The 23847-nt window shown below is 71.6% G+C and carries 21 protein-coding genes; 12 read left to right on the forward strand and 9 right to left on the reverse strand.

Going from position 1 to position 23847, the window contains the following annotated elements:
• Positions 1-211 precede the first annotated feature (211 nt).
• Entirely contained in the window at positions 212-844 is a 633-nt protein-coding gene (locus ACFWYM_RS33840) for a hypothetical protein (RefSeq protein ID WP_384846046.1), read from the forward strand.
• On the opposite strand, the gene ACFWYM_RS33845 is transcribed toward ACFWYM_RS33840, so the two are convergent.
• Positions 813-1364, reverse strand: a complete 552-nt coding sequence (locus tag ACFWYM_RS33845; protein WP_384846135.1) for a hypothetical protein — start codon at positions 1362-1364, stop codon at positions 813-815. The genes ACFWYM_RS33840 and ACFWYM_RS33845 overlap by 32 nt on opposite strands.
• Before the next feature lie 195 nt (positions 1365-1559).
• On the opposite strand from ACFWYM_RS33845, the gene sigJ reads away from it, so the two are divergent.
• A complete protein-coding gene (gene sigJ, locus ACFWYM_RS33850; RefSeq protein WP_384846048.1) occupies positions 1560-2441 on the forward strand; it encodes an RNA polymerase sigma factor SigJ in 882 nt (293 codons plus the stop codon).
• Positions 2442-2443: 2 nt separating this feature from the next.
• On the opposite strand, the gene ACFWYM_RS33855 is transcribed toward sigJ, so the two are convergent.
• Together ACFWYM_RS33855 and ACFWYM_RS33860 are read right to left on the reverse strand one after the other, a co-directional pair.
• On the reverse strand, positions 2444-4852 hold the full coding sequence (locus tag ACFWYM_RS33855; RefSeq protein WP_384846050.1) for a beta-L-arabinofuranosidase domain-containing protein: 2409 nt from the start codon (positions 4850-4852) through the stop codon (positions 2444-2446).
• A 106-nt stretch (positions 4853-4958) separates the two neighbouring features.
• On the reverse strand, positions 4959-7676 hold the full coding sequence (locus tag ACFWYM_RS33860; RefSeq protein ID WP_384846052.1) for a PA14 domain-containing protein: 2718 nt from the start codon (positions 7674-7676) through the stop codon (positions 4959-4961).
• Between the two features lie 174 nt (positions 7677-7850).
• Between ACFWYM_RS33860 and ACFWYM_RS33865 the strand changes: the two genes are divergently transcribed.
• The 7 genes from ACFWYM_RS33865 to ACFWYM_RS33895 all read left to right on the forward strand — a co-directional run bounded on the left by ACFWYM_RS33865 (position 7851) and on the right by ACFWYM_RS33895 (position 15567).
• Complete coding sequence (locus tag ACFWYM_RS33865) at positions 7851-8864, forward strand: LacI family DNA-binding transcriptional regulator (protein ID WP_384846054.1); 1014 nt, start codon at positions 7851-7853, stop codon at positions 8862-8864.
• A gap of 213 nt (positions 8865-9077) precedes the next feature.
• Positions 9078-10166: an ABC transporter substrate-binding protein gene (locus ACFWYM_RS33870; protein WP_384846056.1), complete on the forward strand. Its 1089-nt coding sequence runs from the start codon at positions 9078-9080 to the stop codon at positions 10164-10166.
• Between the two features lies 1 nt (position 10167).
• Positions 10168-11763, forward strand: coding sequence for a sugar ABC transporter ATP-binding protein (locus ACFWYM_RS33875; RefSeq protein WP_384846058.1), 1596 nt, complete (start codon positions 10168-10170; stop codon positions 11761-11763).
• Positions 11756-12721 (forward strand): ABC transporter permease, encoded by a 966-nt coding sequence (locus tag ACFWYM_RS33880; protein WP_384846060.1) that lies wholly within the window; start codon positions 11756-11758, stop codon positions 12719-12721. The genes ACFWYM_RS33875 and ACFWYM_RS33880 overlap by 8 nt, the downstream gene beginning before the upstream one ends.
• A 50-nt stretch (positions 12722-12771) precedes the next feature.
• A complete protein-coding gene (locus ACFWYM_RS33885) occupies positions 12772-13767 on the forward strand; it encodes an ABC transporter permease (RefSeq protein WP_384846125.1) in 996 nt (331 codons plus the stop codon).
• 60 nt (positions 13768-13827) lie between these two features.
• Positions 13828-14550 (forward strand): alpha/beta fold hydrolase, encoded by a 723-nt coding sequence (locus ACFWYM_RS33890; RefSeq protein WP_384846062.1) that lies wholly within the window; start codon positions 13828-13830, stop codon positions 14548-14550.
• 195 nt (positions 14551-14745) lie between these two features.
• Positions 14746-15567, forward strand: a complete 822-nt coding sequence (locus ACFWYM_RS33895; RefSeq protein WP_384846063.1) for an acyl carrier protein — start codon at positions 14746-14748, stop codon at positions 15565-15567.
• Positions 15568-15593: 26 nt separating this feature from the next.
• Here the strand turns inward: ACFWYM_RS33895 and ACFWYM_RS33900 are convergent, their stop codons facing one another.
• Positions 15594-16025: a MarR family winged helix-turn-helix transcriptional regulator gene (locus ACFWYM_RS33900; protein ID WP_384846065.1), complete on the reverse strand. Its 432-nt coding sequence runs from the start codon at positions 16023-16025 to the stop codon at positions 15594-15596.
• Positions 16026-16029: 4 nt separating this feature from the next.
• Here ACFWYM_RS33900 and ACFWYM_RS33905 point away from each other — a divergent pair, with 4 nt between their 5' ends.
• On the forward strand, positions 16030-16359 hold the full coding sequence (locus ACFWYM_RS33905) for a hypothetical protein (protein ID WP_384846067.1): 330 nt from the start codon (positions 16030-16032) through the stop codon (positions 16357-16359).
• 93 nt (positions 16360-16452) lie between these two features.
• Here the strand turns inward: ACFWYM_RS33905 and ACFWYM_RS33910 are convergent, their stop codons facing one another.
• Together ACFWYM_RS33910 and ACFWYM_RS33915 are read right to left on the reverse strand one after the other, a co-directional pair.
• A complete protein-coding gene (locus ACFWYM_RS33910; protein WP_384846069.1) occupies positions 16453-16929 on the reverse strand; it encodes a DUF6069 family protein in 477 nt (158 codons plus the stop codon).
• 169 nt (positions 16930-17098) lie between these two features.
• Entirely contained in the window at positions 17099-17737 is a 639-nt protein-coding gene (locus ACFWYM_RS33915; RefSeq protein ID WP_384846071.1) for a TetR/AcrR family transcriptional regulator, read from the reverse strand.
• A gap of 83 nt (positions 17738-17820) precedes the next feature.
• On the opposite strand from ACFWYM_RS33915, the gene ACFWYM_RS33920 reads away from it, so the two are divergent.
• On the forward strand, positions 17821-19329 hold the full coding sequence (locus tag ACFWYM_RS33920; RefSeq protein WP_384846073.1) for an MFS transporter: 1509 nt from the start codon (positions 17821-17823) through the stop codon (positions 19327-19329).
• A gap of 203 nt (positions 19330-19532) precedes the next feature.
• Positions 19533-20780, forward strand: coding sequence for a glycosyltransferase (locus ACFWYM_RS33925; RefSeq protein ID WP_384846127.1), 1248 nt, complete (start codon positions 19533-19535; stop codon positions 20778-20780).
• A 38-nt stretch (positions 20781-20818) separates the two neighbouring features.
• On the opposite strand, the gene ACFWYM_RS33930 is transcribed toward ACFWYM_RS33925, so the two are convergent.
• From ACFWYM_RS33930 to ACFWYM_RS33940, 3 genes are all read right to left on the reverse strand, one after another.
• Positions 20819-21991 (reverse strand): 4-hydroxybenzoate 3-monooxygenase, encoded by a 1173-nt coding sequence (locus ACFWYM_RS33930; protein WP_384846129.1) that lies wholly within the window; start codon positions 21989-21991, stop codon positions 20819-20821.
• A 276-nt stretch (positions 21992-22267) separates the two neighbouring features.
• Complete coding sequence (locus tag ACFWYM_RS33935; RefSeq protein ID WP_384846075.1) at positions 22268-22747, reverse strand: carboxymuconolactone decarboxylase family protein; 480 nt, start codon at positions 22745-22747, stop codon at positions 22268-22270.
• Positions 22744-23823: a dihydrodipicolinate reductase gene (locus ACFWYM_RS33940; protein WP_384846077.1), complete on the reverse strand. Its 1080-nt coding sequence runs from the start codon at positions 23821-23823 to the stop codon at positions 22744-22746. Before ACFWYM_RS33940 ends, ACFWYM_RS33935 begins: the two co-directional genes overlap by 4 nt.
• Positions 23824-23847: the final 24 nt, after the last annotated feature.

The raw sequence follows: 23847 nt of genomic DNA on the forward strand, positions 1-23847 counted from the left end.
GCGGGTAGGTGGGCGCCGTAACGGCCGTACCGGTGACGTCATCTGGCCCCTCCGGCGGCTTCGCATCGTTGTAAATCCGTGGCGGACTGCTACCGCAGCACCCCACGGCAACGGTGTCCAGACCTGCCACGGTGATGGCCACATCCCGCCCCTGCCCCACGGGCGTCACCTGCCGACCGGTCCGGCCGGCGCCCCGTCCAGCATCGCGGACATGGCAGAACGAGCGGTGCGCAAGCGGGCCCGGAAGGTGCTGGGTGAGGAACCCCTGGCACTGGTGTGGTGCGAGATCCACAAGCCGATCCCCGCCCCGCCGAAGGACGTGCACCGGGCCGCGGGCAAGGGCCGGCTGAAGCCCGGCCACCACTGGCTGCTCTACGTCGGCGGCGCCGTGTTCTTCTTCGTCGTCGTCCCCTGGATGCTGATCGACAAGGCGGACGGCCGGCTGAGCCGGAGGACGGGACCACGGCAGGGGCAGGGGCAGGGGCAGGGGCGGGGGCGGGTTCGTGGAGCGGCCCGCCGCGCCACCCCCGAGGGCCACCGTGCCGCCCCCGCGCCCGACGACCCCGCCCACGCCGTCTTCGACGGGAACTGGAGCCTCGCCGCCTCACCGCGCCGCCACCTCTCGCCCACCAGGCCCGACGACTTCAGCATCGTCGCGGAGTTCCCGCCGGCCGAGGCCCGCGTCGAGGCGGAGCCCGGCCGGCCGCGCGGGTTCGCCACCTTCCGGATCCGCTTCGCCGACGGCTCGTGGATCCAGGTCGGCCGCCTCGGTGAACCCGAGGACGCCGACCACTTCCTCCGAACAGCCGCCGCTACGGATTGCGGTGCGCCGGCTGCGGCGTGAGCGGCTGGAGCACCGAGGTCACGATCTGCTTGGCCAGGTCGATGCCGAAGGCCGCGAAGCCGTGCGACGTCAGCAGGGACAGCTGCGTCGTCAGCGCGGTCCCGTTGGCCAGCACCCCGGCGTAGTCCCCGTTCGCCCTGGCCTGGGACAGCTGCCGGGTGTCCTTCTTGATCTCGTCCACGATGGCCTTGAGGACCGGGTCCGCGACCCGTCGGCTCGGGGCCCCTCCCGGGATGATGGCCAGCAGGTTGTCCAGCGAGGCGTCGACCTTGGCCTGGCCGTCGCGCACCTTCTGCGGGCTCATCCCGCCCTGGAACACATCGCCCGCGAACGTGGCGACCGTGGAGTTCGCGTTGCCCGTCCGGCCGAAGCTGTGGAAGGCGTGCGCCTGGTTCCGCAGCTCGCGTTCGGTGGCCGGGTTCGGTGGTGGTGGCTCAGCTGCCGATGCCGATGGGAGCGGTCCGAGGACGATGGCTCCACACGCGAGCGCCGCCGCGCATCCCAGAAGTGACTTACGCACACTCAACTCATCTCTCCGAGCGGATATCTGTCGTGGGGTCAGATTCCGCGAGGAGTGATCACGCCGCCATTCGGAGCGGCGCGGCGTTGCTCCACTCGGCGGGCCGCCCCGGTCGGCCAAGAGGCCCGCGTCACATCTGGGGGCCCTGTCTCGTCGTCAAGGTGAGGACCACGAAACCAAGGGAGCAGCGACACCATGACGAGCGAGCGCCGCCAGCTGATCAACGTCGCCTACCGGCTCCTCGGCTCGCTCGCCGACGCCGAGGACGTGGTGCAGGAGGCGTACGCCCGTTGGTATGCGATGTCCGCACCACAGCGGGACCGCATCAAGTCCCCCGGCGCCTGGCTGACGACCGTCACCGGCCGCATCTGCCTCGACCTGCTCCGCTCGGCGCGCGCCCGGCGCGAGAGCTACGTGGGCGCGTGGGTGCCCGAGCCGCTGCCCGACCGCACGGAGTGGAAGGCCGGGGCCCGCGACGCCGGGACCGTCGACCCGGCCGACCACATCACCCTCGACGAGTCGGTCACCATGGCCCTCCTCGTCGTGCTGGAGTCGATGACCCCGGCCGAGCGCGTCGCGTTCATCCTGCACGACGTCTTCCGCTACTCCTTCGCCGAGGTCGCCGACGTCGTCGGCCGCACCCCGGCGGCCTGCCGCCAGCTCGCGACCTCGGCCCGGCGCCGCATACCCGGGCCACGGTCCGCCGCGCCGATGAAGCCCCAACAGGCCACGGTCATACGGCAGTTCAAGCAGGCGTGGGACGCCAAGGACATCGACGCCCTCATCGGCCTCCTCTCCCCCGGCGTCACGGCCGTCGCCGACGGCGGTGGCATCGTCAGAGCCGCGCTCCACCCCGTCCGCGGCAGCGAGGAGGTGGCGCGCTATCTCGTCACCATCCTCGACCTCACACCCGGCCTGGAGGTCCTGGAGCGCACGGTCAACGGGCAGCCGGGCCTGGTCCTCCGACTGGACGGCGCGACCTCTTCGGTGCTGGCCTTCGACGTCGTGGACGACCGGATCGAGCACATCTGGGCCGTGCGCAACCCCGACAAGCTCCGGCCGTGGACGACGAGCTGAAGCTACCGAAACCTCCACAGGTGGTCCGCCGTCCCGTTGTCGTCGAACTGCACGACCTCGGCACTGTTCTGCGTCGACATCCCGTCGACGCCCAGGACCTTGCCGCTGTGCTTGTTGCGGACGCGGAACCAGCCGTCCGCGTCCTGGTCGAGGCGCCACAGGTGATCGGCCGTCCCGTTGTCCTCGAACTGCACCACCTGCGCGCTGTTCTCGGTCGACATCCCGTCGACGCCGAGGACCTTCCCGCTGTGGCCGTTGCGGATCAGGAACCAGCCCTCGCCCCGGTCGACGAGCTGCCAGGCGTGGTCGCCGGTCGGGGTGTTGTCGAACTGGACGACGTGGGCGCCGTCGTCGAGGGACATGCGGTCGACGGCGAGGACCTTGCCGCTGTGCCTGTTCTCGATGCGACGGAAGGGCGGCGCGGGCGTCCAGGGGGCGCCGTCCGGTGCGGCGATCGGGAAGGACGTGATGCGCAGCCGGGCCGCTCCCATGGGGATGAGCGTGATCTCCTCGACGGCCGCGTCGCTGCGGGCCGGGCTCTGCTGGAGTGGGGTGACGACGTGCTCGTCGTCGGCGGTCCACGCGGTGATGCGGCGGGCCCGTGCCGTCATGCCGACCGGGCTGCCCTCGTGAGTGAAGGGGTTGGCCGGGAGCGCGCCGCCGCGGCGGTGGACGGTGGGGGTCTGGCCGGGCACGAGGCCGTAGTTCCAGGGCGTGGTGGCGTGCACCTCCTGGTGGGGGAAGGCGGCGTCGCCGTCGTAACGGAGGTACTTCTCACCGATCTTGAGGGAGTACGTGAGCGGGCCGCGGTCCACGCTGACCGCGCCGTGCGGCCAGGTGCGCAGGGTGGTGCGCTGCGGCAGGCGCAGGGTGACCACGTCGCCGTCGCGCCAGGTGCGGTCGATGCGGGCGAAGGCGGGTCCGTCCGCGGCGCGCACACGGCGGCCGTTGACCTTCACTTCCGGTGCGGTGCACCAGCCCGGGACGCGGAGGTACAGGGGGAAGGCGACGGGTCCTGACGCGGTGGCGAGGGTGAGGCGGACCGTGTCCGTGAACGGGTAGTCGGTGTCCGACGTGACCGTGACACGGTGGCCCTCGCCGACCGTGGCCGTGACCTCGCTCGCGGCGTACATCGCGGCGGCGAGCCCGTGGTCGGGGGTGCCCAGCCACAGCTCCTCGGCGAAGTAGGGCCAGCCCATGCCGTAGTTGTGCGGGCAGCAGCGGTACTGGTGGATGCCCGGCTGGTACGCCTGCATGGCGAAGCCGTTCTGGAACTGCCCCTGCGTCTTGACCTTGTCGTCCAGGTCGACGCTGTTGGCGCTGGTGATGTAGTGGACGCCCTTGCCCTCGGGGTCGAGCGCGGCGGGCAGCATGTTGAAGGCCAGGTCCTCGCAGCGGTCGGCCCACAGCGGGTCGCCGGTGAGCCGGGTGAGCAGCTCGTGGCTGGCCATGAACTCGACGATGCCGCAGGTCTCGAAGCCCTGGCGGGGGTCGCCGAAGCCGGGCCGGAAGTTCTCGTCGCCCGCGAGCCCGCCGCCGGGGAACTGCCCTTGTCCGGAGCGGGCCTTGGCGTAGGTGCGGTACGTGGCGCGGGTCAGCTCGTCGTCGCCGGAGCGGCGCGCGTACTGGGCGGGTTCGCGGAAGCCCTGGGAGATGTTGACGTTGTGCGGCGATGCGATGTTGTCGGACCAGTCGGCGCCCTGGGCGTGCATGGTGTCGCACAGGTCGAGCAGGAAGCCGTCGCCGGTCCGCTCGTACAGCCATTGAGCGATGTCCTGGGCGTCGCCGAGCCGGTAGGAGATCCAGCTCTCCTTGAACACCTCGGGGCGCTGGGCGTTCATGTAGCGCAGGAAGCGGGTCAGGAAGGGGACGATGCGGTCGTCGTCCGCGTACTCCTGCCAGGTGCGCAGCGCCATGAGCAGCGGAAGGAACGGCCAGAAGTCGGGGCCGCCGTTGAGCGCGGTGCGCAGGCGGCGCGGGCCGAAGAAGCCGTCGTCCTGCTGGGTGGCGAGGATCGCGTCGACCCACGTGCGGCTGGTGGCGAGGGCGGCGGCGTCGCGGGTGGCGACGGCGAGGGGGAGGTAGCCGCGCAGCCAGTACGGGAGTTCCTCCCAGCCGTCGTTCTCGGGGTGGACCCAGCCGGTGGTGGCGAAGTCCAGATACGGCGAGATGTCCGCGAACTTTCCGCAGAGACCGGCGAGTTGCAGCTCCAGCTGCCCCGCGAGCCAGCCGCGCGCCCGGATGCTGCCGGTCTTCAGACGGGTGAAGGCTTCGGGGGTGAGGGCGCTGCGACCGCGTGCTGCGGCAGGCGCGGAGGCGGCATCGGCAGGGGCAGCCAGGAGCGGGGAGCAGGTGAGCGCGGTGAGACCGAGCGCACCGGCGTGCAGGAAGTCGCGTCGGTTCAGGGGCATGAGGGGGCTCCAGACGAGGTGGGAGGTCCAGAGGGCACGAAGCTTGAGGTGGCGCCCGCCCGGCCGCTCCTGCGAGCGGCCGGGGCGGGCGTCCCGCACAGCGTGGCTAGCGGGAGGAGCAGGGCAGCGTGCCGTCCTGCGCCCCCTTGATCAGCGCTTCATGGGCGGCCTTGATGCGCTGCGCATCGCCCTTGAGCACCTTGCGGTCGTACGTCATCAGGCCGTTCAACTCGCCCTCGACGTCCGTGATCTGCGTGTAGACGGCGCCGTTGCCGCCCTTGCAGGCCAGGGCGCGGACCTCGTCGAGGCGCTCGAGGTAGTCGTCCGTGTACGTCTCCGGGTCGACGTTCACGTACGACATCTGCACCGACCAGGCGTGTCCTGGCACCCCGAGGCCGAGGCCGCCGTACTCGCCGCTGATCAGGGCCCGTCTGCCGTCGGGGGCGGGCAGGGCGGGACTGGGGTAGCCGTGTTCGTCGATGATGTCGCCCGCCTTGCCGTCGGCACCGAGGTTGATGCCGGACTGGTTGTTGACGAGGCGGGTCGGGTCCCAGGACTTGGCCTGCTCGGCGATGCGGGCGACGTCGTACTGGCCCCAGCCCTCGTTGAAGGTGACCCACATGACCACGGCCGGGCTGTTGCCGTGCTCGTCCATGATCTGCTTCATCTCGCGCTCGTACTCGGCGCGGGAGGCGGCGTTCGGGTCGACCCCGGCGGTCATCGCGGGCATGTCCTGCCACACCAGCAGGCCCAGCTTGTCCGCCCAGTAGAACCAGCGGTCGGGCTCGACCTTGATGTGTTTGCGGACGGAGTTGTAGCCGAGCTTCTTGTGGGCCTTGAGGTCGTACGCGAGGGCCTCGTCGGTCGGCGCGGTGTGCAGGCCGTCGGGCCAGAAGCCCTGGTCGAGGGTGGCCATCAGGTAGACCGGTTTGCCGTTGAGCATCGTGCGCGGGGTGCCGTCGACCTTCTGGACGGAGACCGAGCGCATGCCGAAGTAGCTGCCGGCCTGGTCGGCGCCGGAACCGCTGCCCACGGTGACCTTCAGGTCGTAGAGGAACGGGTCGTCGGGCGACCACAGGTGCGGCTCGGCGATCGTGAGGGTCAGCGGTCCGCTGCCCTTGCCGGAGGCGGTGGCGACCTTCTTGCCGTTCTCGTACGCGGTGGCGGTGACGGGCACGCCGTCGCCGACTCCCCTGGCAGAAACGGCCACTTGGCGCTTGTCGACATCCGGTGTGATCTTGAGGGAATCGGCGTGGTCGGTGGCGACCGGCTCCATCCACACGGTCTGCCAGATCCCGGACGACGGGGTGTACCAGATGCCGCTCGGGTCCAGGCGCTGCTTGCCGACGGGCGGGTTCTCCCCGTTCTTGGCGTCGGTCGGGTCGTAGACGCCGACGATCAGCTCCTGGGTGGTGCCGGGCTTGAGGGCGTCGGTGACGTCGGCGCTGAACTTGTCGTAGCCGCCCTTGTGTTCGGTGACCTTCTTGCCGTTGACGTACACCTCGGCCTGCCAGTCGACGGCGCCGAAGTTGAGGTTCAGGCGCTGTCCGGAGCCGATGGGCCAGGCCTTGGGGACGGTGAAGGTGCGCCGGTACCACATGCGGTCCTCGTGCCGTTCGAGGCCGGAGAGCTGCGACTCGACGGGGTAGGGCACGCGGATCTTCTCGGCGAGGTCCTTGCCGACGGGCGGCTGTTCCCCGGCCTTGGCGGCGGCGAACTGCCATTTCCCGTTGAGGTTCTGCCACTTGGCGCGGGTCAGCTGGGGGCGCGGGTACTCGCGCAGGCCCTTGCCGGACTCCGCGTCGTCGGCCCAGGGGGTGCGCAGTTCGTACGTGGAGTGGTTGGCGCCGCTGGACCAGAAGGCGCCGACATTCTTGCCGCCGTCCGCGGCGGCCAGGCCGCCCTTGCCGTCGTAGCGCAGGTCGGCCATGCCGGGGGCGTTGCCCTGCTTGTTGCCGACGACCGGCTCCTTGAGGGAGATGAGGAGAGCGGTGGGGTCGGCGGGGTCCGACGCGGCTCTGTCGAGGGGCCACTTGGCGCCGCCGATGATGGCTTCGACGTGGTCGGTGAGGCCGGCGGACGGGGCGGCCAGCTGCTGCGGGAAGGCGAGCCTGAGGGTGCGGCCGTCCTTCTCGACGGTCGCGTCGGTGGCCCCGTCGTAGTCCCAGCCCTCGGGGGTGCGCAGCGCCGAGCGGGGCACGGCGGTCTTCTCGCCGCCGGGCGGGGTCCAGCGCAGGTGGAGGTTGGAGCCGCCGTAGTGCTCGAAGTACTCGAGCTTGATGTCGTAGGACTTTCCGGCGGTCAACTCGACGGGCTGGGAGGTCTGTTCCTTGTCCCAGTCGTCGACCCAGTGGTCGATGGCGAGCTTGCCGTCGACCCAGAGGCGGAAGCCGTTGTCGCCGGTGAGGGAGAACGTGGTCGGACCCGTCTTCCCGGGGACGAGGCGGCCGGTCCAGCGGACGCTCACGTCGTCGCCCTGTCCGGTGGCGGCGCTCAGGCGCGGTTCCAGGTTGCCGAAGTCGACCTGGGGGTCGAGGACGGTGGCCTTGAGCTTGTCGAAGTCGAAGGCGCCGGGGGCGGATTGGGTGTAGTACTCGCCCTTGAGGCCCTGGATCTCGCCGGGTTGGGCGGCGCGTCCGGCAGTGGGCCCGGCTCCGTGCCCGGGAGCGGGCCGAACCGCGGCTTCGGCGGCGGTGTCGGCGGCGGCTCCGGCTCCAGGCGCGACCGCGAATCCGGCGGCGCCGAGCGTGAGGGCGGCGAGTAAGACCAGGGGGTTGCGCAGGCGTCGGGGTCTGCCCCGTTCGCCGGATTTCAGTGTGCGCACGGATCCTCCTTTGGTGAGGAAGGGTGGCGGCTCGTCGCTGCAGTCGGTACAACGAGTCTGTCTGTACAACGTTGGAAGGCGACGAGTCGCATGACAGCATGCGCCCCGGTGCGCTGTCCAGGGGGCGGCACGAGCCCTCCGGCGCCGGGCGCGCTATCGATGCAAGGAGAACCGGTGCGAGTAAGCCTCAAGGACGTCGCCGAGCGCGCGGGCGTCTCCATCAAGACCGTCTCGAACGTGGTGAACAACTACCAGCACGTCACCCCCGCGATGCGGACGCGGGTGCAGACGGCCATCGACGAACTGGGCTACCGCCCCAACTTGACGGCACGTCACCTGCGGAAGGGCCGTACGGGCATCATCGCGCTCGCCGTGCCCGAGCTCGGCAACCCCTACTTCGCCGAGCTGGCCGCGGCCGTCATCGACGCCGCCGCCGAGCACGACGTCACCATCCTGCTCGACCACACCCGCGGCGAGCGCGAGCGCGAGGTCCTGGTCAGCCAGGGCTTCAGGGCCGGGGTCATCGACGGGCTGATCCTCAGCCCGCTGGAGCTGGAGGCCGAGGACCTGCGCGGCCGCACCGACGACGTCCCCCTGGTGCTGCTCGGCGAGCGCGAGTACGACCTGCCCCACGACCACATCGCCATCGACAACATCGCCGCCGCGCGCACCGCGGTGCGCCATCTGCTCGGCCGCGGCCGCACCCGCATCGCCTACCTCGGCGCCCGCACCGACTCCGCGAACCGCCCCGCCCACCTGCGACTCCTCGGCTGGCGCGAGGAGTTGACCGAGGCCGGGATAGCCGCGCCCGACAGTCTGGTGGGCCCGACCGGCGGCTGGGACCGGGGCGACGGCGCCGAGGCCATGGCGCGGATGCTGGACGCCGGGGTCCGGCCCGACGCGGTGTTCGCCTATAACGACCTGGTGGCCATCGGCGCCATGCGGGTGCTGCACGAGCGGGGGCTGCGGGTGCCCTGGGACGTGGCGGTGGTCGGCTTCGACGACATCGCCGAGGGCCGGTACGGGGCGGTCACGCTGACCACGATCGCGCCGGACAAGCAGGCCATCGCGCGTCTCGCGGTCCAGTCGCTGCTGCGCAGCCTGGAGCGCCCCGGCGAGCCCGGCGGTCGTGAACTCACCGCGGAATACCGCCTGGTGGAGCGCGAGAGCACCCTCGGGCGGCGCTGAGCCGGCCCCCGTGCGGGACCGAGGACAGGGCGGACCCGGCAGGTCCGCGGGCGCCCAAGTGGCCGTGCGAGGAGGGTTTACAGCGTCTCTCCAACGATGTAAAACCCTCCCTAACGCCGAGCCGCGCACCGGAACCGCTCGCGATGTGCGCAGGTACCAATCCTCCCCGTGAGCGCCCCCCGGGCGCCGGGGCCGTGCCGTAATGGGGACTCCATGAAGCCGATCGCATCAGTTCGCCGTACCCCCGCCCGGACCCTCCTCGTCGCCGGCCTCGCCGCGGGCCTCGCGCTCGCCACCGGCTGCACCAAGTCCGAGGACGACGGCGGCTCCGGCTCCTCCTCCGCCAAGGGCGGGGCGGGCCAGTCGGTGAAGGAGAACAGCGGCGGAAAGACCTGCACCATCGGCCAGTTCGGCGGCAAGAAGCTGGATCTGAAGAACGCCACCGTCGGCTTCTCCCAGTCGGAGAAGGAGGCCAACCCGTTCCGCATCGCCGAGACCGCCTCCATCAAGGCCGAGGCCAAACAGCGCGGAGTCAAGCTGCTCACCGCCAACGCCCAGTCGCAGTTCTCCAAGCAGATCAGCGACGTGCAGGACCTCATCGCCAAGGGCGCCGACCTGCTCGTCATCGCCCCGCTCAACTCCGACGGCTGGGAGCCGGTGCTGCGCTCGGCCCAGGCCAAGCACATCCCGATCGTCACCGTCGACCGCAAGATCAACGGCGCGGCCTGCAAGGACTATGTGAGCTTCATCGGCTCCGACTTCACCGAGCAGGGCCGCCGCGCCGCCGACCAGATGATCGAGGCCACCGGCGGCAAGGGCGAGGTCGCGATCCTCCTCGGCACCGCGGGCAACAACGTCACCACCGAGCGCACCAAGGGCTTCGAGGAACGCATCAAGGCGAAGGCGCCCGGCCTGAAGGTCGTCTCCCAGCAGACCGGCGAATTCGCCCGCGAGAAGGGCCAGTCGGTCACCGAGAACCTCATCCAGTCCAAGCCCGGCATCAAGGCCATCTACGCCGAGAACGACGAGATGGGCCTCGGCGCGGTCAACGCCCTCAAGGGCGCGGGCAAGAAGCCCGGCGACGTCAAGATCGTGACCATCGACGGCACCCGCAACGCCGTCCAGGGCATCGTGAACGGCTGGATCAGCGGCGTCATCGAGTCCAACCCGCGCTTCGGACCGCTCGCCTTTAAGACCCTCGACTCCTTCACCAAGGGCGAGAAGGTCAGCGAGGACATCGTCATCAAGGACAGCGCGTACACGAAGGACAACGCCAAGTCCGACATCGACAAGGCGTACTGACGTGAGCGCACCCGCCGACGTCCTGGCCGTGCGCGGGCTGACCAAACGGTTCCCCGGCGTCCTGGCCCTGGACGATCTGACCTTCACGGCCCGCGCCGGCGAGGTGCACGCCCTCGTCGGCGAGAACGGGGCCGGGAAGTCCACCCTCATCAAGGTCCTGACCGGCGTGTACAAGCCGGACGAGGGCGAGATCTCCTACCAGGGCGAGCCCGTCTCCTTCGGCACGCCGCTCGCCGCGCAGCACGCCGGGATCTCGACCATCTACCAAGAGGTCAACCTCATCCCCCTGATGAGCGTGGCCCGCAACCTCTTCCTGGGCCGCGAGCCGCGCAGCCGCTGGGGACTGATCGACTTCGGCCGCATGCACCGCGAGACGGCGCGCGTGCTGCGCGAGTACGGCGTGGACGTCGACGTGCGCCGCCCGCTGCGCGAACTCGGCGTCGGCGCCCAGCAGATGGTCGCTCTGGCCCGCGCCGTCCAGGTCGACGCGCGCGTGGTCATCATGGACGAACCCACGTCCTCGCTCGAACCGCGCGAGGTGGAGACGCTGTTCGGCGTCATCCGCGGACTGCGCGAGAGCGGCATCGCGGTGATCTACGTCAGTCACCGCATGGACGAGCTGTACGAGGTGTGCGACACCGTCACCGTGCTGCGCGACGGGCGCCTGGTGCACACCGGGCCCCTGGCCGAGACCGACCGCCTCGGCCTGGTCGCGCTCATGCTCGGCCGCGACCTGGGCCAGGTGCGCGCCGAGGGCGTCACCAAGTTCACCGGCGAGCACGCGGCCGGGCAGGAACCCGTGCTCAGCGCCGAGGGGTTGACCCGCCCGCACCAGCTGCACGACGTCTCCGTGCGCATCCGCCCGGGCGAGGTCGTCGGGCTCGGCGGGCTGCTCGGCTCCGGGCGCAGCGAGACCGCGAAGGCGATCGCGGGGGCGCTGCCGGTCGGCGCGGGGCGCGTGACCGTCGCGGGCGTGCCCGTGCGCACGGGGTCGACCCCGGCCGCCATCCGTGCCGGGATCAGCCTGCTGCCCGAGGACCGCAAGGCCGAGGGCATCCTGCCGGGACTGTCGGTGCGCGAGAACATCGCGCTCGCCGCCATGCCGCGCATGTCCCGCTTCGGCCTGGTCTCCGAGTCCCGCGTCGACGCGATCGTGGACACCTTCATGAAGCGCCTGAGCATCAAGGCGTCCAGCCCCCGGCAGAAGGTCGGCGAACTCTCCGGCGGCAACCAGCAGAAGGTCCTGCTGGCGCGCTGGCTGGCCATGCAGCCCAAGGTGCTGCTCCTGGACGAGCCGACGCGCGGCATCGACGTCGGCGCCAAGGCCGAGGTCCAGAAGCTCATCGACGAGCTCGCCGACGACGGCCTGGGCGTGCTGCTCATCTCCTCCGACGTGGAGGAACTCGTCGAGGGCTCCGACCGCGTGGTGGTCCTGCGCGACGGCGCCGTCGTCTCCGAGCTCACCGGCGACGACGTCACCGAGGACCGCCTGATGCAGGCCATCGCCGCGGCGGCGCAGCAGCACGCCGCCGCTCCCCCGCCGGCCGAGCCCGTCGCCGACGCACCCGCCACCGCAGAGGGGACCACCCATGGCTGACCTCGCCCTGCGCAGGACGGCGGCGACCGACCGTACGGCCGTACTGCGCTGGCTGCAGGACTACGGCGTCTACGCGGGCGTCGCCGCCCTGCTGCTGTTCAACGCCGCCTTCACCGACCACTTCCTGTCGGCGGAGAACTTCCGCACCCAGGCCGTCCAGGTCGCGCCCGTGCTGATCGTCGCCCTGGGCATGGCCCTGGCGATCGGCACGGAGGGCATCGACCTTTCGGTGGGCTCGGTCATGGCCCTGTCGACGTCGCTGGTCTCCCTCTACCTGGGATACGGGCCCTGGCTCGCGCTTCTGGTCGTCATCGTCGGCGGCGCCGTCGTGGGCCTGGCGGGCGGCTCGCTCATCGCCTTCATCGGGGTCCAACCCATCGTCGCCACCCTGGCGTTGATGGTCGGTGTGCGCGGCCTGGCCCTGGTCTTCCTGCCCCAGCTCAAGGACGTCAACGAACCGAGCATGGCGTCCCTCGGCTCCGGCGACCTGCTCGGCATCCCCTATCTGGCGCTCATCGCCGTCGCCCTCGCGGCAGTGGTGGCCTTCGCCGTCCGCCGCACCACCTTCGGCCGCCGGCTCCTCGCGATCGGCGACAGCCGGCCGGCCGCCCAGCTCGCCGGTCTGCCCGTGCGCCGGGTCCTGATCATCGTGTACGTGTGCTCCGGCGTCCTCGCTGCCATCGCGGGCTTCCTGGCCACCGCCCGCCTGTCGGCCAGCGACCCCACGTCGCTCGGCAACCTCATGGAACTGTCCGCGATCACCGCCGTGGTCGTCGGCGGCACCCCCCTGACCGGCGGCCGGATCCGCATCGGCGGCACCGTGGCCGGGGCCGTCCTCATCCAGCTGTTGACGGCCACCCTCATCAAGCACGACCTGCCGCCGTCCTGGACGCAGATGGCCCAGGCCGCGGTGATCGTCCTCGCCGTGTACGCGGCACGGGAGAGAGGCAAGCGGTGACGACCACCAACTCCACGGTGAACACGATGAAGACGCCCGACACCCCCGTCATGACGGTCACGGCCCCCGAGGAGACCCCCGCGGTGCGCCGGGGCGAGCGCCTCAGCGCCCTGGCCCAACAGCACGGCGCCCTGGTCGCGTTGATCGTCATCGCGACGGTCGCCTCGTTCTCCTTCGACTCGTTCGCCACCGAAGGCAACCTCAAGAACATGGCGCTGACGTCGGCGTTCCCGGCGCTCATCGCGCTCGGCATGACCTTCGTCATCATCACCGGCGGCATCGACCTGTCGGTCGGCTCGGTGTTCGTGCTGGGCGGCGTCCTCGCGGCCTGGGGCTCTCAACACGGCGCGCTGGTGGGCCTGTTGGTGCCCCTGGCCGTGTGCGGCCTCATCGGCCTGGTCAACGGCCTGCTCGTGGCCCGCACGGGACTGGCGCCCTTCATCGTGACACTGGCGACGATGCTGGCGGCGCGCGGCCTCATGCTCAACATCACGGACGAGGGCGCCACGACCTATCTGATCGGCAAGAACTCCGTCCTCTCCCGGCAGCTGGGCCAGGGCGAACTGCTGGGCATCGGCGTCCCGGTGTGGATCACGGTGGCCCTCTTCGTCCTCGGCGCCGTGGTGCTGCGCCGCACCCGCTTCGGACAGCGCGTCTACGCGGTCGGCGGCAACGAGGACGCGGCGGCCCTCATGGGCGCCCCCGTGGCCCGCACCAAGGCCACGGTCTACGTCATCTCCTCCCTGACCGCCGGGCTCGCGGGCATCCTCAACGCGGCCTGGCTCGCCTCCGGGGTGACCATCCTCGGCTTCGGCATGGAACTGGACGCGATCGCCGCGGTCGTCATCGGCGGCACCCTCCTCAGCGGCGGCCTCGGCTATGTCAGCGGCTCACTGGTGGGCGTGCTGCTCCTGAAGGTGATCCAGAACATCATCAACCAGATCGGCACCCTCGACTCGGCCTACCAGCAGGTGGTCAGCGGGGCGTTCCTGGTCCTCGTGATCATCGCGCAGACGTGGCTGGGGAGGCGCCGGAGGGTGGCCTAGCACGCACGTCGGACCGCACGCACATGCCCCTGTGTCCGCCCTCTCCACTACGGTGCGAGGATGTCGAACTTCGTACTGGTCGCAGGGGCATGGCTCGGATCGTGGGCGTGGGACGAGGTGGTGCCGGGGCTTCGGGAGGCCGGCCACGACGTCCATCCGCTGACGCTGTCCGGCCTCGCCGAGAGGCAGGACGAGCCGGCCGGGGGCGCCGCCGGACAGAAGACCCATGTGCAGGACATCGTCGGCGAGGTGGAGCGGCTCGACCTGCGCGACGTCGTCCTCGTCGGGCACAGCTACTCCGGCATCCCGGTGGGGCAGGCCGCCGAGCGCATCGGGGACCGCCTGAAGCGGGTGGTCTTCGTCGACGCCAACGTCCCCGTCGACGGCGAGTCGTTCGTCTCCACCTGGTGGCAGGGCCCCGACCGGCTCCAGGAGACGCTCGACGCAGGCGGCGGCCTGTGGGAGCCGCTCACCGCGGCCGACTGCGCGGGCCAGGAGCTCACCGGCGAGCAGATCGCCCGCCTCACGGGCGGGGCCACGCCGCACCCCGGCGCCTCCCTGGCCGAGGCCGCCGTACTCGAGCGGCCGCTCGGCGAGCTCCCGGCGACCTACATCAAGTGCCTGCTGGACGGCGCCGATCCGCACGGGGACGTGGCCGAGCTGCTGGCCACCAGTGACCGGTGGCGCCTCGTGGAGATGGACACGGGCCACTGGCCGATGTTCTCCCGGCCCCGCGAACTGGCACGGATCCTCGTCGACGAGACGGCCCGGGACAGCCGCTGAACGCCCTCTCCCGTCCATGGGCTCCGCCGACAGGCGGGCGATGACAGGGCGAACGTGGCGTGTACGGCCGATGCACTCTCGGCGCACCGCACGGACCTCTACAACCTCGTCCGGTCCCGTGCGTGTCGAACTCTGCGCCTGGTCACACCGGATCAGGCGAGACCGACGACACCACTCACGGACTACGGAGTTCCCGTGCACCTTCGCTTACCGGTCGCCGCCCGGCTGACCGCGGCCGCCGCTCTCGCGCTCGCGACCGTCGTGGCCGCCGCCCCCGCCCACGGCGTGCAGGCCGCGCCCGCGCAGGACGGGCCGCCCGCGCAGGAGTTCACCGTGACGCTCTCCAGCAGCGTCACGACGACCGACTACGACCACCGGTCCACTGATCTCAGCGGCACCGTGACCCGCGCCGACGGCACCCCGCTGGCGGACGCGCCGGTCACGCTGCTCAAGACCGTCCGCTACTACAGCTGGAACCCGTGGGGCGACCCCATCGACCCGACCGAGCGGGAATCCCTCCGCCTGGGGACCGTCCGCACGGACGCCCAGGGCCGGTTCGCACTCGACGACGTGCGGGCGGACCGCTGGCAGGACAAGGCCAGCACGTTCCTGTTCCCCCAGCACGAGGTGGACTTCACGGCCAGCTACGACCCGGGCGACCCCGACGACAACGAGGTCTACCTCGCCGACACCACGGTCACCGTCAAACCCGTTGCCAGCAGCATCAGTTACCACGTGAACCGCACCAAGGTGCGCGCCGGGGACACCCTCCTCGTCACCGGCAAGGTCACCTGGCCCGACGGGCACGGCCCGGTCGCGGGCACCCGGGTGCTGCTGCGGACGTACTACGAGTCCGCGTACAACGCCCAGGCCACCACCGACGCGCACGGCAACTTCGCCGTCCGCGCCAAGATCCGCGACTACGACAACCAGTTCGTGGTCTTCTCCACGCCCAAGGACTACTACGTCGCGGGCGCGGACAAGACCCTGCCGGTCAAGAACGTCACCCGTCCGTAGCTCCGCCCGGCCCGCCGCAGACCGCTTCAGTCGACATCCGGCATGAGCGGCGGGCCGTCCTTCTCCACCGCGAGTGCCACCGTCCGCAGCAGGGCGGGCGGCTGCCCCGACTCCCCTTCGGTGAGCGGTGCGAGCAACGCGGCCTCGGCCTTCCGCTGGTCGTCGATCACCGCCGCCCAGGCATCGGCGCCCGCGGGCGTCAGGGCCACGAGCAGGCTGCGCCGGTCGCCCTCCGCGTGCTCGCGCGCGATCAGCCCGGACGCCTGGAGGCGGTCGAGGCGGTTGGTGAGCGTGGCGGGGTGGACGCCGAGTCCCTGCGCGAGGCGTGTCGGGGTCATCCGGTAGGGCTCCTTGGCCGAGCGCAGGCGCCAGAGGATCTCGTACTCCCACAGCTTCAGGCCCTGGCGCGCCAGCGCGGCCTCCTTCTGCCGCTGCAGGTGCCGCACCAGCATCTGCATGCGGGTGACGGCACCCTCCAACTCTGGTACGAGGCCGGGCACTTCGCTCCGTATCTGCTGCTCGGCTACGCGGGGACGCTGTCGATGTGGCGCAACCGCACTCACCCGCGACGAGTGGTTCCTCGACCTGGGCGCACTGGCCTTCCGCGACGCGCTGACCGAGGCCGAAGTGGCCGACGAACGCGTGCACTTCGAGCTGTTCGAGGGCGGCCACATCGCGGTCGAGTACCGGATGCCTCCGGCGCTCGCACGCCTGGCGCACCGCATCGCCGGGCCCGCGACATCGACGGCTGCGGCTGCGGCTGCGGCTGGGGCTGCGACTGCGGCGACCTGAGGTCCCGGCCGCACACGCGACCGAGGGCAGCGTCCCCGTCGCTCGGGGAGGCTGCCCTCTCGGTTCGTGCGGTGGTGGCGATGAAGCCGCAGCTCAGCGGGTGGGCCGCCCGGCCAGTCGTACGGCGATCGCCGGGACGATCACCGCTGCGGCCACCAAGTGCGCGACGGCCAGCACGATTTGGGTGGAGACCGCGGTGTGCGGAGCCATGAACGGGGGCGCCAGGGAGACCGTCGTGAGCACGACCGTCGTGACCGTGAAGGTGCGGGCCGGGCGCTTGGCCCAGCGGGCCAGGGCCACCGCGAGGACGACGCCGACGACCGCCCAGAACAGCACGCCGCTCGCGAAGCCGAAGTTCGGGATCGGCTCGGCGGAGTCCGCGCCGGGGCTCGCGGCCTTCATCGGGACGCCCAGGGCGCGCATGACCTGCGCGTAGCCCTCGGTGACCAGGGCACCGGCGAGAGCGGCGAGGACGCCCGCCCGCCACACGGGCTGGGCGACGAGGAAGGAACGGATGCGGCCCGAGATGCGGGTGGTGCGGGCGGCGGAGAGAGCGGTGGTCGCGGTCATGGTGTGCCTCCGGGGAGTGACTCGGGCGAACTGCCCTGTGGCGTCGCTGTCATAGAGGTAGACCGGGACTCCGTACGGAACTCATCGCTCGCGGCGGAACTTTCGAGAGGAACTTCGGCGCAGCACGGCGACGGAGCACTGCCACGACATCGAGTGACCCCAACTGCCGCTAGAACGGGCCGTGTTCGTGGTGGCTCTGATAGTGCTTGCGCCACTTCGGGGTCGCCGCGCCGCCCATGACCGTCATGACGACGTCGTGGGCGAGGGTGTCGGTGACCGGCAGATGGCCGAACAGGACGCGGTGGTACGTCGTCGCGGCCACCATGTCCAGGAGCAGGCCGATGTCCGCGTCCGGCGCGAGGTCGCCGCGCTCGATGCCGCGGCGCAGGGCCGCCTCGGTGGTGGCCCGCCGGGGGTGGAGGATCGTCTCGGCGAAGAGCCGGTCCAGCTCCGGGTCGTCGGCGAGCTCGGCGATCAGCGCGGGCAGGGTGCGCCGGCCGAGGGTGCCGCCGAAGGCGTTGGTGAGGGTCTCGATGCCGAGGATCAGGTCGCAGTGGGTGCAGCCGGTGTCCGGGGTGGGCGCGGTGCCGAGCGACTGGGCGAGCGCCGCGACGACGAGGTGCTGGCGCGAGGCCCAACGGCGGCGGATGGCGGGCTTGGTGGTCCCCGCGCGCCGCGCGACCGCCTCCATCGTCAGGTGCGGATAGCCGCTCTCCTCCAAGAGCTCCAGCGTCGCCGTGAGGATGGCCGCGTCGAGGCGGGTGTCGCGGGGGCGGCCGGCGGTGCGGGCGGCGTCGGGGGTTGCCATGGGGACCAGTATAGGTAGCATTCAATTTCGTTCCGATCCGGAACGGAATGTATGAGTGCCTGCATTGGAGGGGGTCCACACCCGTGCCCGACCAGGAAACCGCCGTCGACGGCGGATCACCCACGTCCACACCCACATCCACGCCCACGTCCACATCCGCGTCGCCGACCGTCGAGGCGGCCCGCGAAGCCGCCCGCGACAGCGTGTTCCGCGCCCCGTACACCGCCCTGACCTGGGGCATCGTCCTGTCCGTCGGGCTCGTCGCCTTCGAGTCGATGGGCGTGGCCACGGTGCTCCCCGAGATCGCGGGGAAGCTCGGCGGGCTCAACGCCTACGGCTGGGGCCTGTCCGCGCTGATGCTGGCCAACCTCATCGGCACCGTCGCCGCCGGACTCGCCGCCGACCGACGGGGCCCCGCCCGGCCGTTGGGGGTGGGCCTCGTCGTGTTCGCGGTGGGCTGCGCGGTGGCCGGATCGGCGGGCAACTGGCCGCTCTTCCTCGCCGGACGATTCCTCCAAGGGCTGGGCGTAGGCGCGGTGATGGCCCTCGCGTACACGGCGATCGCCCTCGCCTACCCGGAGCGCCTGCGGGCCCGGATGTTCGCGCTCGTGTCCGGCGGCTGGACGGTGCCGTCGCTGATCGGCCCCACGGTCGCCGCGCTCATCGCCGACCACGTCTCATGGCGTGGCGTGTTCGTGCTGCTCCTGCCGCTCATCGCGATGGCCGCCGCCCTGGCCCTGCCTCAACTACGGCGCCTGAGCAGCACCGCGGACGACACCGCGCATCCCTCCACCCCCCGGTGGTGGACCGGCCCCATCGCCCGCAGCGTGCTCCTCGCCGCCGCAACAGCCGTACTCCTGGCGGGACTTCAACTGCGCCGGCTCGCTCTCCTCGTCCCGCTGGCCCTGCTGGGCACGGCAGTCGCCGGGTACGCGCTGCGCTCGGTCACCCCGGCCGGGACGCTCTCGGCGCGCCACGGGGTGGCGGCCGGTGTGGTGCTGCGGTTCCTGCTGTGCGGGGCGTACTTCGGCAGTGAGGCGTTCCTGCCGCTCGGACTGGTGGAGCTGCGCGGGCTGAGCGCGGCGCAGGCGGGGCTCGGCCTGTCGGCCGGTGCGATCACCTGGGTGCTCGGGGCCGCCTGGCAGGGCCGGGCCGACGGACGCTGGAGCGGCCGCTCCCGTGCGGTGCCCATCGCGCTGGGCTTCGTGGTGCTGCTGGCAGGCATCGTGGTGATGGGGGTGGGCGTCCTCGTCGACTCGGTGCCCGCGCTCTTCGCCGTCGTGGGGTGGGCGGTCGGCGGCGCCGGGATGGGCGTGGCCTTCAACGCCGCCACGACCGATGCGATGGAACAGGCCCCCGCCGACCGCCAGGGCGAGGCCAGCGGCGGCATGCAGCTCGCCCAGACCCTCGCGGTCGCGGTCCTCAGCGGCCTCGGCGGCGCGGCGATCACGCTCTCCGATGCGTACGGGGGTTCGGTGACACTCGCCCTGACGGTCACGTTCACGCTGACGGGGGCGCTGGCCGCGGCCGGGATCGTGCTGGCGCGACGCATCAGGCCGACCATGAACAGCGCCGCGCCGCAGGCCAGTTGAGGCGACGAAGCCATCGGAGCCGGTTGAGGCCGGACGCGAGAAGGGCACGGAGGTCGTCTCCCTCCCTGCCCTTTTCAACGTATAGCCCACCGGGGGGCTTGCGACAAGCCCCAGGCCATGCCGCAAGATGACCGGCCGAAGCCAGGACCTGCGGAAGAAGAACGGGACCTGCGGAAGAAGAAGGGGGCCGACCAGTGGGTGCGGTGCGTGTGGTGTTGTCGACGTGGGGGTCGCGCGGGGATGTCGAGCCGCTGGCCGCCCTCGCGGTGGGGTTGCGGGAACTCGGCGCCGAGGCGCGGGTGTGCGCGCCGCCGGACGAGGAGTTCGCGGAGCTGCTGTCCGGTGTCGGCGTGGAGCTGGTGCCGCTCGGCCCGACGGTGCGCTCGGTGGTGGCCGGTGAGCGGCCGCCGACCGCGCAGGACGCGTTCCGGCTGGCGCCCGAGCTGGTCGCCGCGCGGTTCGAGACGCTCTCCGCGGCGGCCGAGGGGTGCGACGCGATCCTTGCGACGGGCCTGATGCCTGCGGGCGCCCGGGACGTGGCCGAGGTGCTCGGCATCCCCTACGTGTTCGCGTGCTTCCATCCGTTCGGGCTGCCCTCGCGACACTTCCGTCCGGGGCGGCGGCCCGGCACACCGTCCCCGCAGGACGAGACCGACCTCAAGGTGCTGTGGGAGCAGGACGCCCAGCGCGTGAACTGCTTGTACGGGGAGGCACTCAACCGCCACCGGGCGGCGCTCGGCCTCCCGCCCGTGGACAACGTCCGCGACCACGTCCTCACCGGCCGCGCCCTGCTGGCGGCCGACCCGGTCCTGGGCCCGTGGCAGGAGCTGACGGAGCTCGACCTCGTGCAGACCGGGGCGTGGATCCTGCCGGACGAACGCCCACTCCCGTCCGACCTCCAGGCGTTCCTGGCATCCGGCGAACCTCCCGTCTACGTGGGCTTCGGCAGCATGGCGGCGTACGCGCCGAAGGACGTCGCCCAGGTCGCCATCGAGGTGCTCCGCGCGCAGGGCCGCCGCGTCCTGCTGGCCCGCGGCTGGGCCGGACTGTCCCGGATCGACGACAAGGACGACTGCTTCGTCGTCGGCGAGGTCAACCAGCAGGCCCTCTTCCCCCGGGTCGCCGCCGTGGTGCACCACGGCGGCGCGGGCACCACGACGACGGCCGCCCGGGCGGGCGCGCCCCAGGTGGTGGTCCCCCAGATCGCGGACCAGCCGCACTGGGCCGCCCGCGTCGCCGACCTGGGCATCGGCGTGGCCCACGACGGCCCGACCCCCACCTTCGCCTCCCTGTCGGCCGCGCTCGGCACCGCCCTGTCCCCCGAGACCCGGGCCCGGGCGAAGGACGTGTCCCGCACGATCCGCACCGACGGCGCGACGGTGGCCGCACGCCTGGTGCTCGATGCTGTCGATGTCGGACCGCTCGGCCCTGGTGCGGCCCAGGCCCCGTGATCAAGTACGGGCGAACAGGCTCTGTCCACCATCGCGTTCTAGCCGTCGGCGTCCTTCCCGATGTACGACTCCGCGAACGCCACCGCCGCGCCACGTGAGTGGAGAATCCGGTCCAGGCGGGCCACCGCCGTGCCCGCCTGGAAGGGGTCGCCGGACGAGGGGCCGTGCAGCAAGTGCGCGAACCACTCGGAGAACTCCTGGTCGTGCCATACGCGGCGCAGGCTCGCCGCCGAGTAGCCGATGAGGCCGCTGTCGTCGCCCCGGGTGCAGTGCGCGATGAGGGCGTCGGCGAGCAGGAACGCGTCATTGAGAGCGAGGTTCATGCCCTTGGCCGCGATCGGCGCCGTCAAGTGGGCCGCGTCGCCCGCGAGATGGAGGCGGCCATGGGTCATGGGGGCGACCACGTAGTTGTGCATGTCGAGCATGCGCTTCTCGATCAGCCGCCCTTCGGTGAGGGGGCGGGCCCCTGCGCCCGCGAGGCGGGTGTGGAGCTCGGACCAGACGCGGGCGTCGGGCCAGTCGTCCGGGGTGTCGCCGGGCGGGCACTGGAGGTAGTAGCGGGTGATCTCGGGCGTACGGGCCATGTGGGCGGCGAGTCCGCGCGGGTGGATGCCGAAGACGACGCAGTCGCTGGAGGGCGGGGCCTCGGCGAGGAGCGCGAGCCAGCCGATGCCGTAGTCGTGCCGGGCGAGCGTGGTGTCCTGCGCCGGCAGACAGGTGCGCGTGACACCGCGGGCTCCGTCGCATCCGGCGATCGCCGTGCAGGCGAGGCGTCGGCGCCGTCCCGTCTCCGGGTCCGTGTACGTGACCGAGGGTTCCTCGCTGTCGATGTCCTGGAGCGTGACGTCGCGGACCTGGAAGCGGATGTCGCCGTCCGCCTCGTCCGCGTACTGCCGGACCAGATCCGTGACCAGGAACTGCTGTGGGTACACGTAGTGGTGATGGCCCGTCAGCTCGGCGTAGCGGAAGGTGTGGCGGGCGCCCCCGTACCGGAACTCGCACTCGCTGTGGACGGGAGCGCGGGCCAGGAGCCGGTCGGCGAGGCCGTGTCGGTCGAGGCCACGGACCGCCCACTCCTCGATGAACCCGGCGCGGGGCCGCTGTTCGATGAAGTCCCTGCTCTCGGTCTCCAGCACGACGCAGTCGACCGCGGCGGTGCGCAGGATGTTGGCGAGGGTGAGTCCGGCGGGGCCCGCCCCCACGATGACGATGTGGGTGCGTTCCGGAACAGGGGAAGAGGGAGAAGGGGCGGAAAGGCTGGAAAGGGTGGAAGAGGTGGGGACGGTCGACGCCTCGGGGTGTGCCACCCCGGCATTATGTCGGTGATCCGCCGGCCTGGCCCCCACCCCCAACTCGGCACCGCTGCAAGCCGATCCGCTGCGGGTGGGCCGGTTCCACTGGGCAGACGAGGACGTCGAGCCGTCGAGCCGTCCCCAGCGGCCGACCGTGACCCGTGTCGGCGTGCAACGCACGTGACGCAGGCGACCTCAGTGGCCGGGCAGCACGCAGACCGCGTCGATGCCGAGCACATGGTTGAGGCGGCCGAAGGCCAGCCAGGAGCCGATGCCCATGGTCAGCTCCACGATCTCGGTCTGGGTGTAGTGGGTGGTCATGCGGTGCCAGAACTCCTCGTCCAGGCCGTGGTGGTCGAGGGCGTACCGCTCGGCGTACTCGGCGGCCAGGCGGGTGCGGTCGTCGAAGGCGTCCGTGGTGCGCCACGCGGTGACGGCGTCGGCGAAGCCGTCCTCGACCTTCTCGCCGTCGCGGTCGGTGCGCCAGTCCAGGCAGAAGAGGCAGCCGTTGATCTGCGCGACGCGCAGCCGCGCAGCCTCGAACTCCCGCAGGCCCAGCGTCGTGTGCTCGTACACCGCCATCGAGAAGTTCGCGGCGGCGGGCCCGATGCCGGGAACCATCTCGCCCCAGACGTAGCCGATGGCGTCCTTCCCCTCGGGAACGTCGATGATCATGAGTGTTTCCTTCCGAGTCGGCCGACTGCGGGGCGCAGCGGGACGTCGAGGGCGTCGTAGAGGCCGGGTTCCGCGTCGACGAGCCAGTCGATGGCGTTGACCAGGCGGCCGACCGCGGTGGCGTTGCCGCCCGCGGAGCGGTTGTCGCCCTCGTCGGCCGCCTCGACCGTGACTTCGATGCGCGGCCGCCCCTCGATGATCACGCGGTGGGCGCCGCTGCCGTCGGGCGGCGAGGGCCAGTCGGGGGCGGCGGAGGGGTGGATGCGGGTGATGTGCTCGATGACGATGCGGGGTTCGCCGTCGACGATGCCCTGCACCTCGAACCGCACCGCGCCCTGTGTACCGGACTTGAAGACGCCCATCAGGCGGGTGGTGACCGTGGTGTCGAGGGCGCGCCGGTCCATCGTCTCGCGGATGTCGTCGAGTTCGACGCCGAGGGCCCGGGCCATGAGCCGCAGCTGTCCGCCCCAGACCATGGTGGGGATGGTGGGGGCGAGCATGAGCGGCTCGTACTCCATGGGGTGGCCCATGCCGATCAAGTCCCGTACGGCTGTCTCCTGTTCGTACGTGGAGTAGTCGAAGATCTCCTGGCAGCGGATGGCGTCGATCGTGGAGCCGAGGCCGCTCATGAGCAGCGGCAGGACGTCGTTGCCCCAGCCGGGGTCGACGCCGGAGACGAAGAGGGAACCGCCGCCGTCGGCGATGGCGGCGAGGACGGGGTCCCGGAACTCGGGCGGGGCGCTGCGCTGGTCGTAGAGCGGATACAGGGCGGGCGTGACGACGACGGCACCGGCGCGCAGGGCGCGGGTGATGTCGACGAGGGCGTCGTCGGGGCGGAGGTCGCCGGAGGCCGCGTAGACGACGGCGCGCGGCCGGGCGGCGAGCACCGCTTCGATGTCGTCACTGGCCGCGACGCCCAACTCACCCTCCATTCCTGCGAGTTGGGCTGCGTCGCGGCCGACCTTCCGCGGGTCGTGGACGAGCACAGCCGAGAGGTTCAAGAGCGGGTGGGCCTCGACGGCGCGGATGGCCGCGCGGCCGACATTGCCCGTTCCCCAGACCACCGTGGCAAACATGCGCGGAGGGTAGCGCCGACCTCG

This window comes from Streptomyces sp. NPDC059009, assembly GCF_042740175.1.
Lineage (GTDB): Bacteria > Actinomycetota > Actinomycetes > Streptomycetales > Streptomycetaceae > Streptomyces.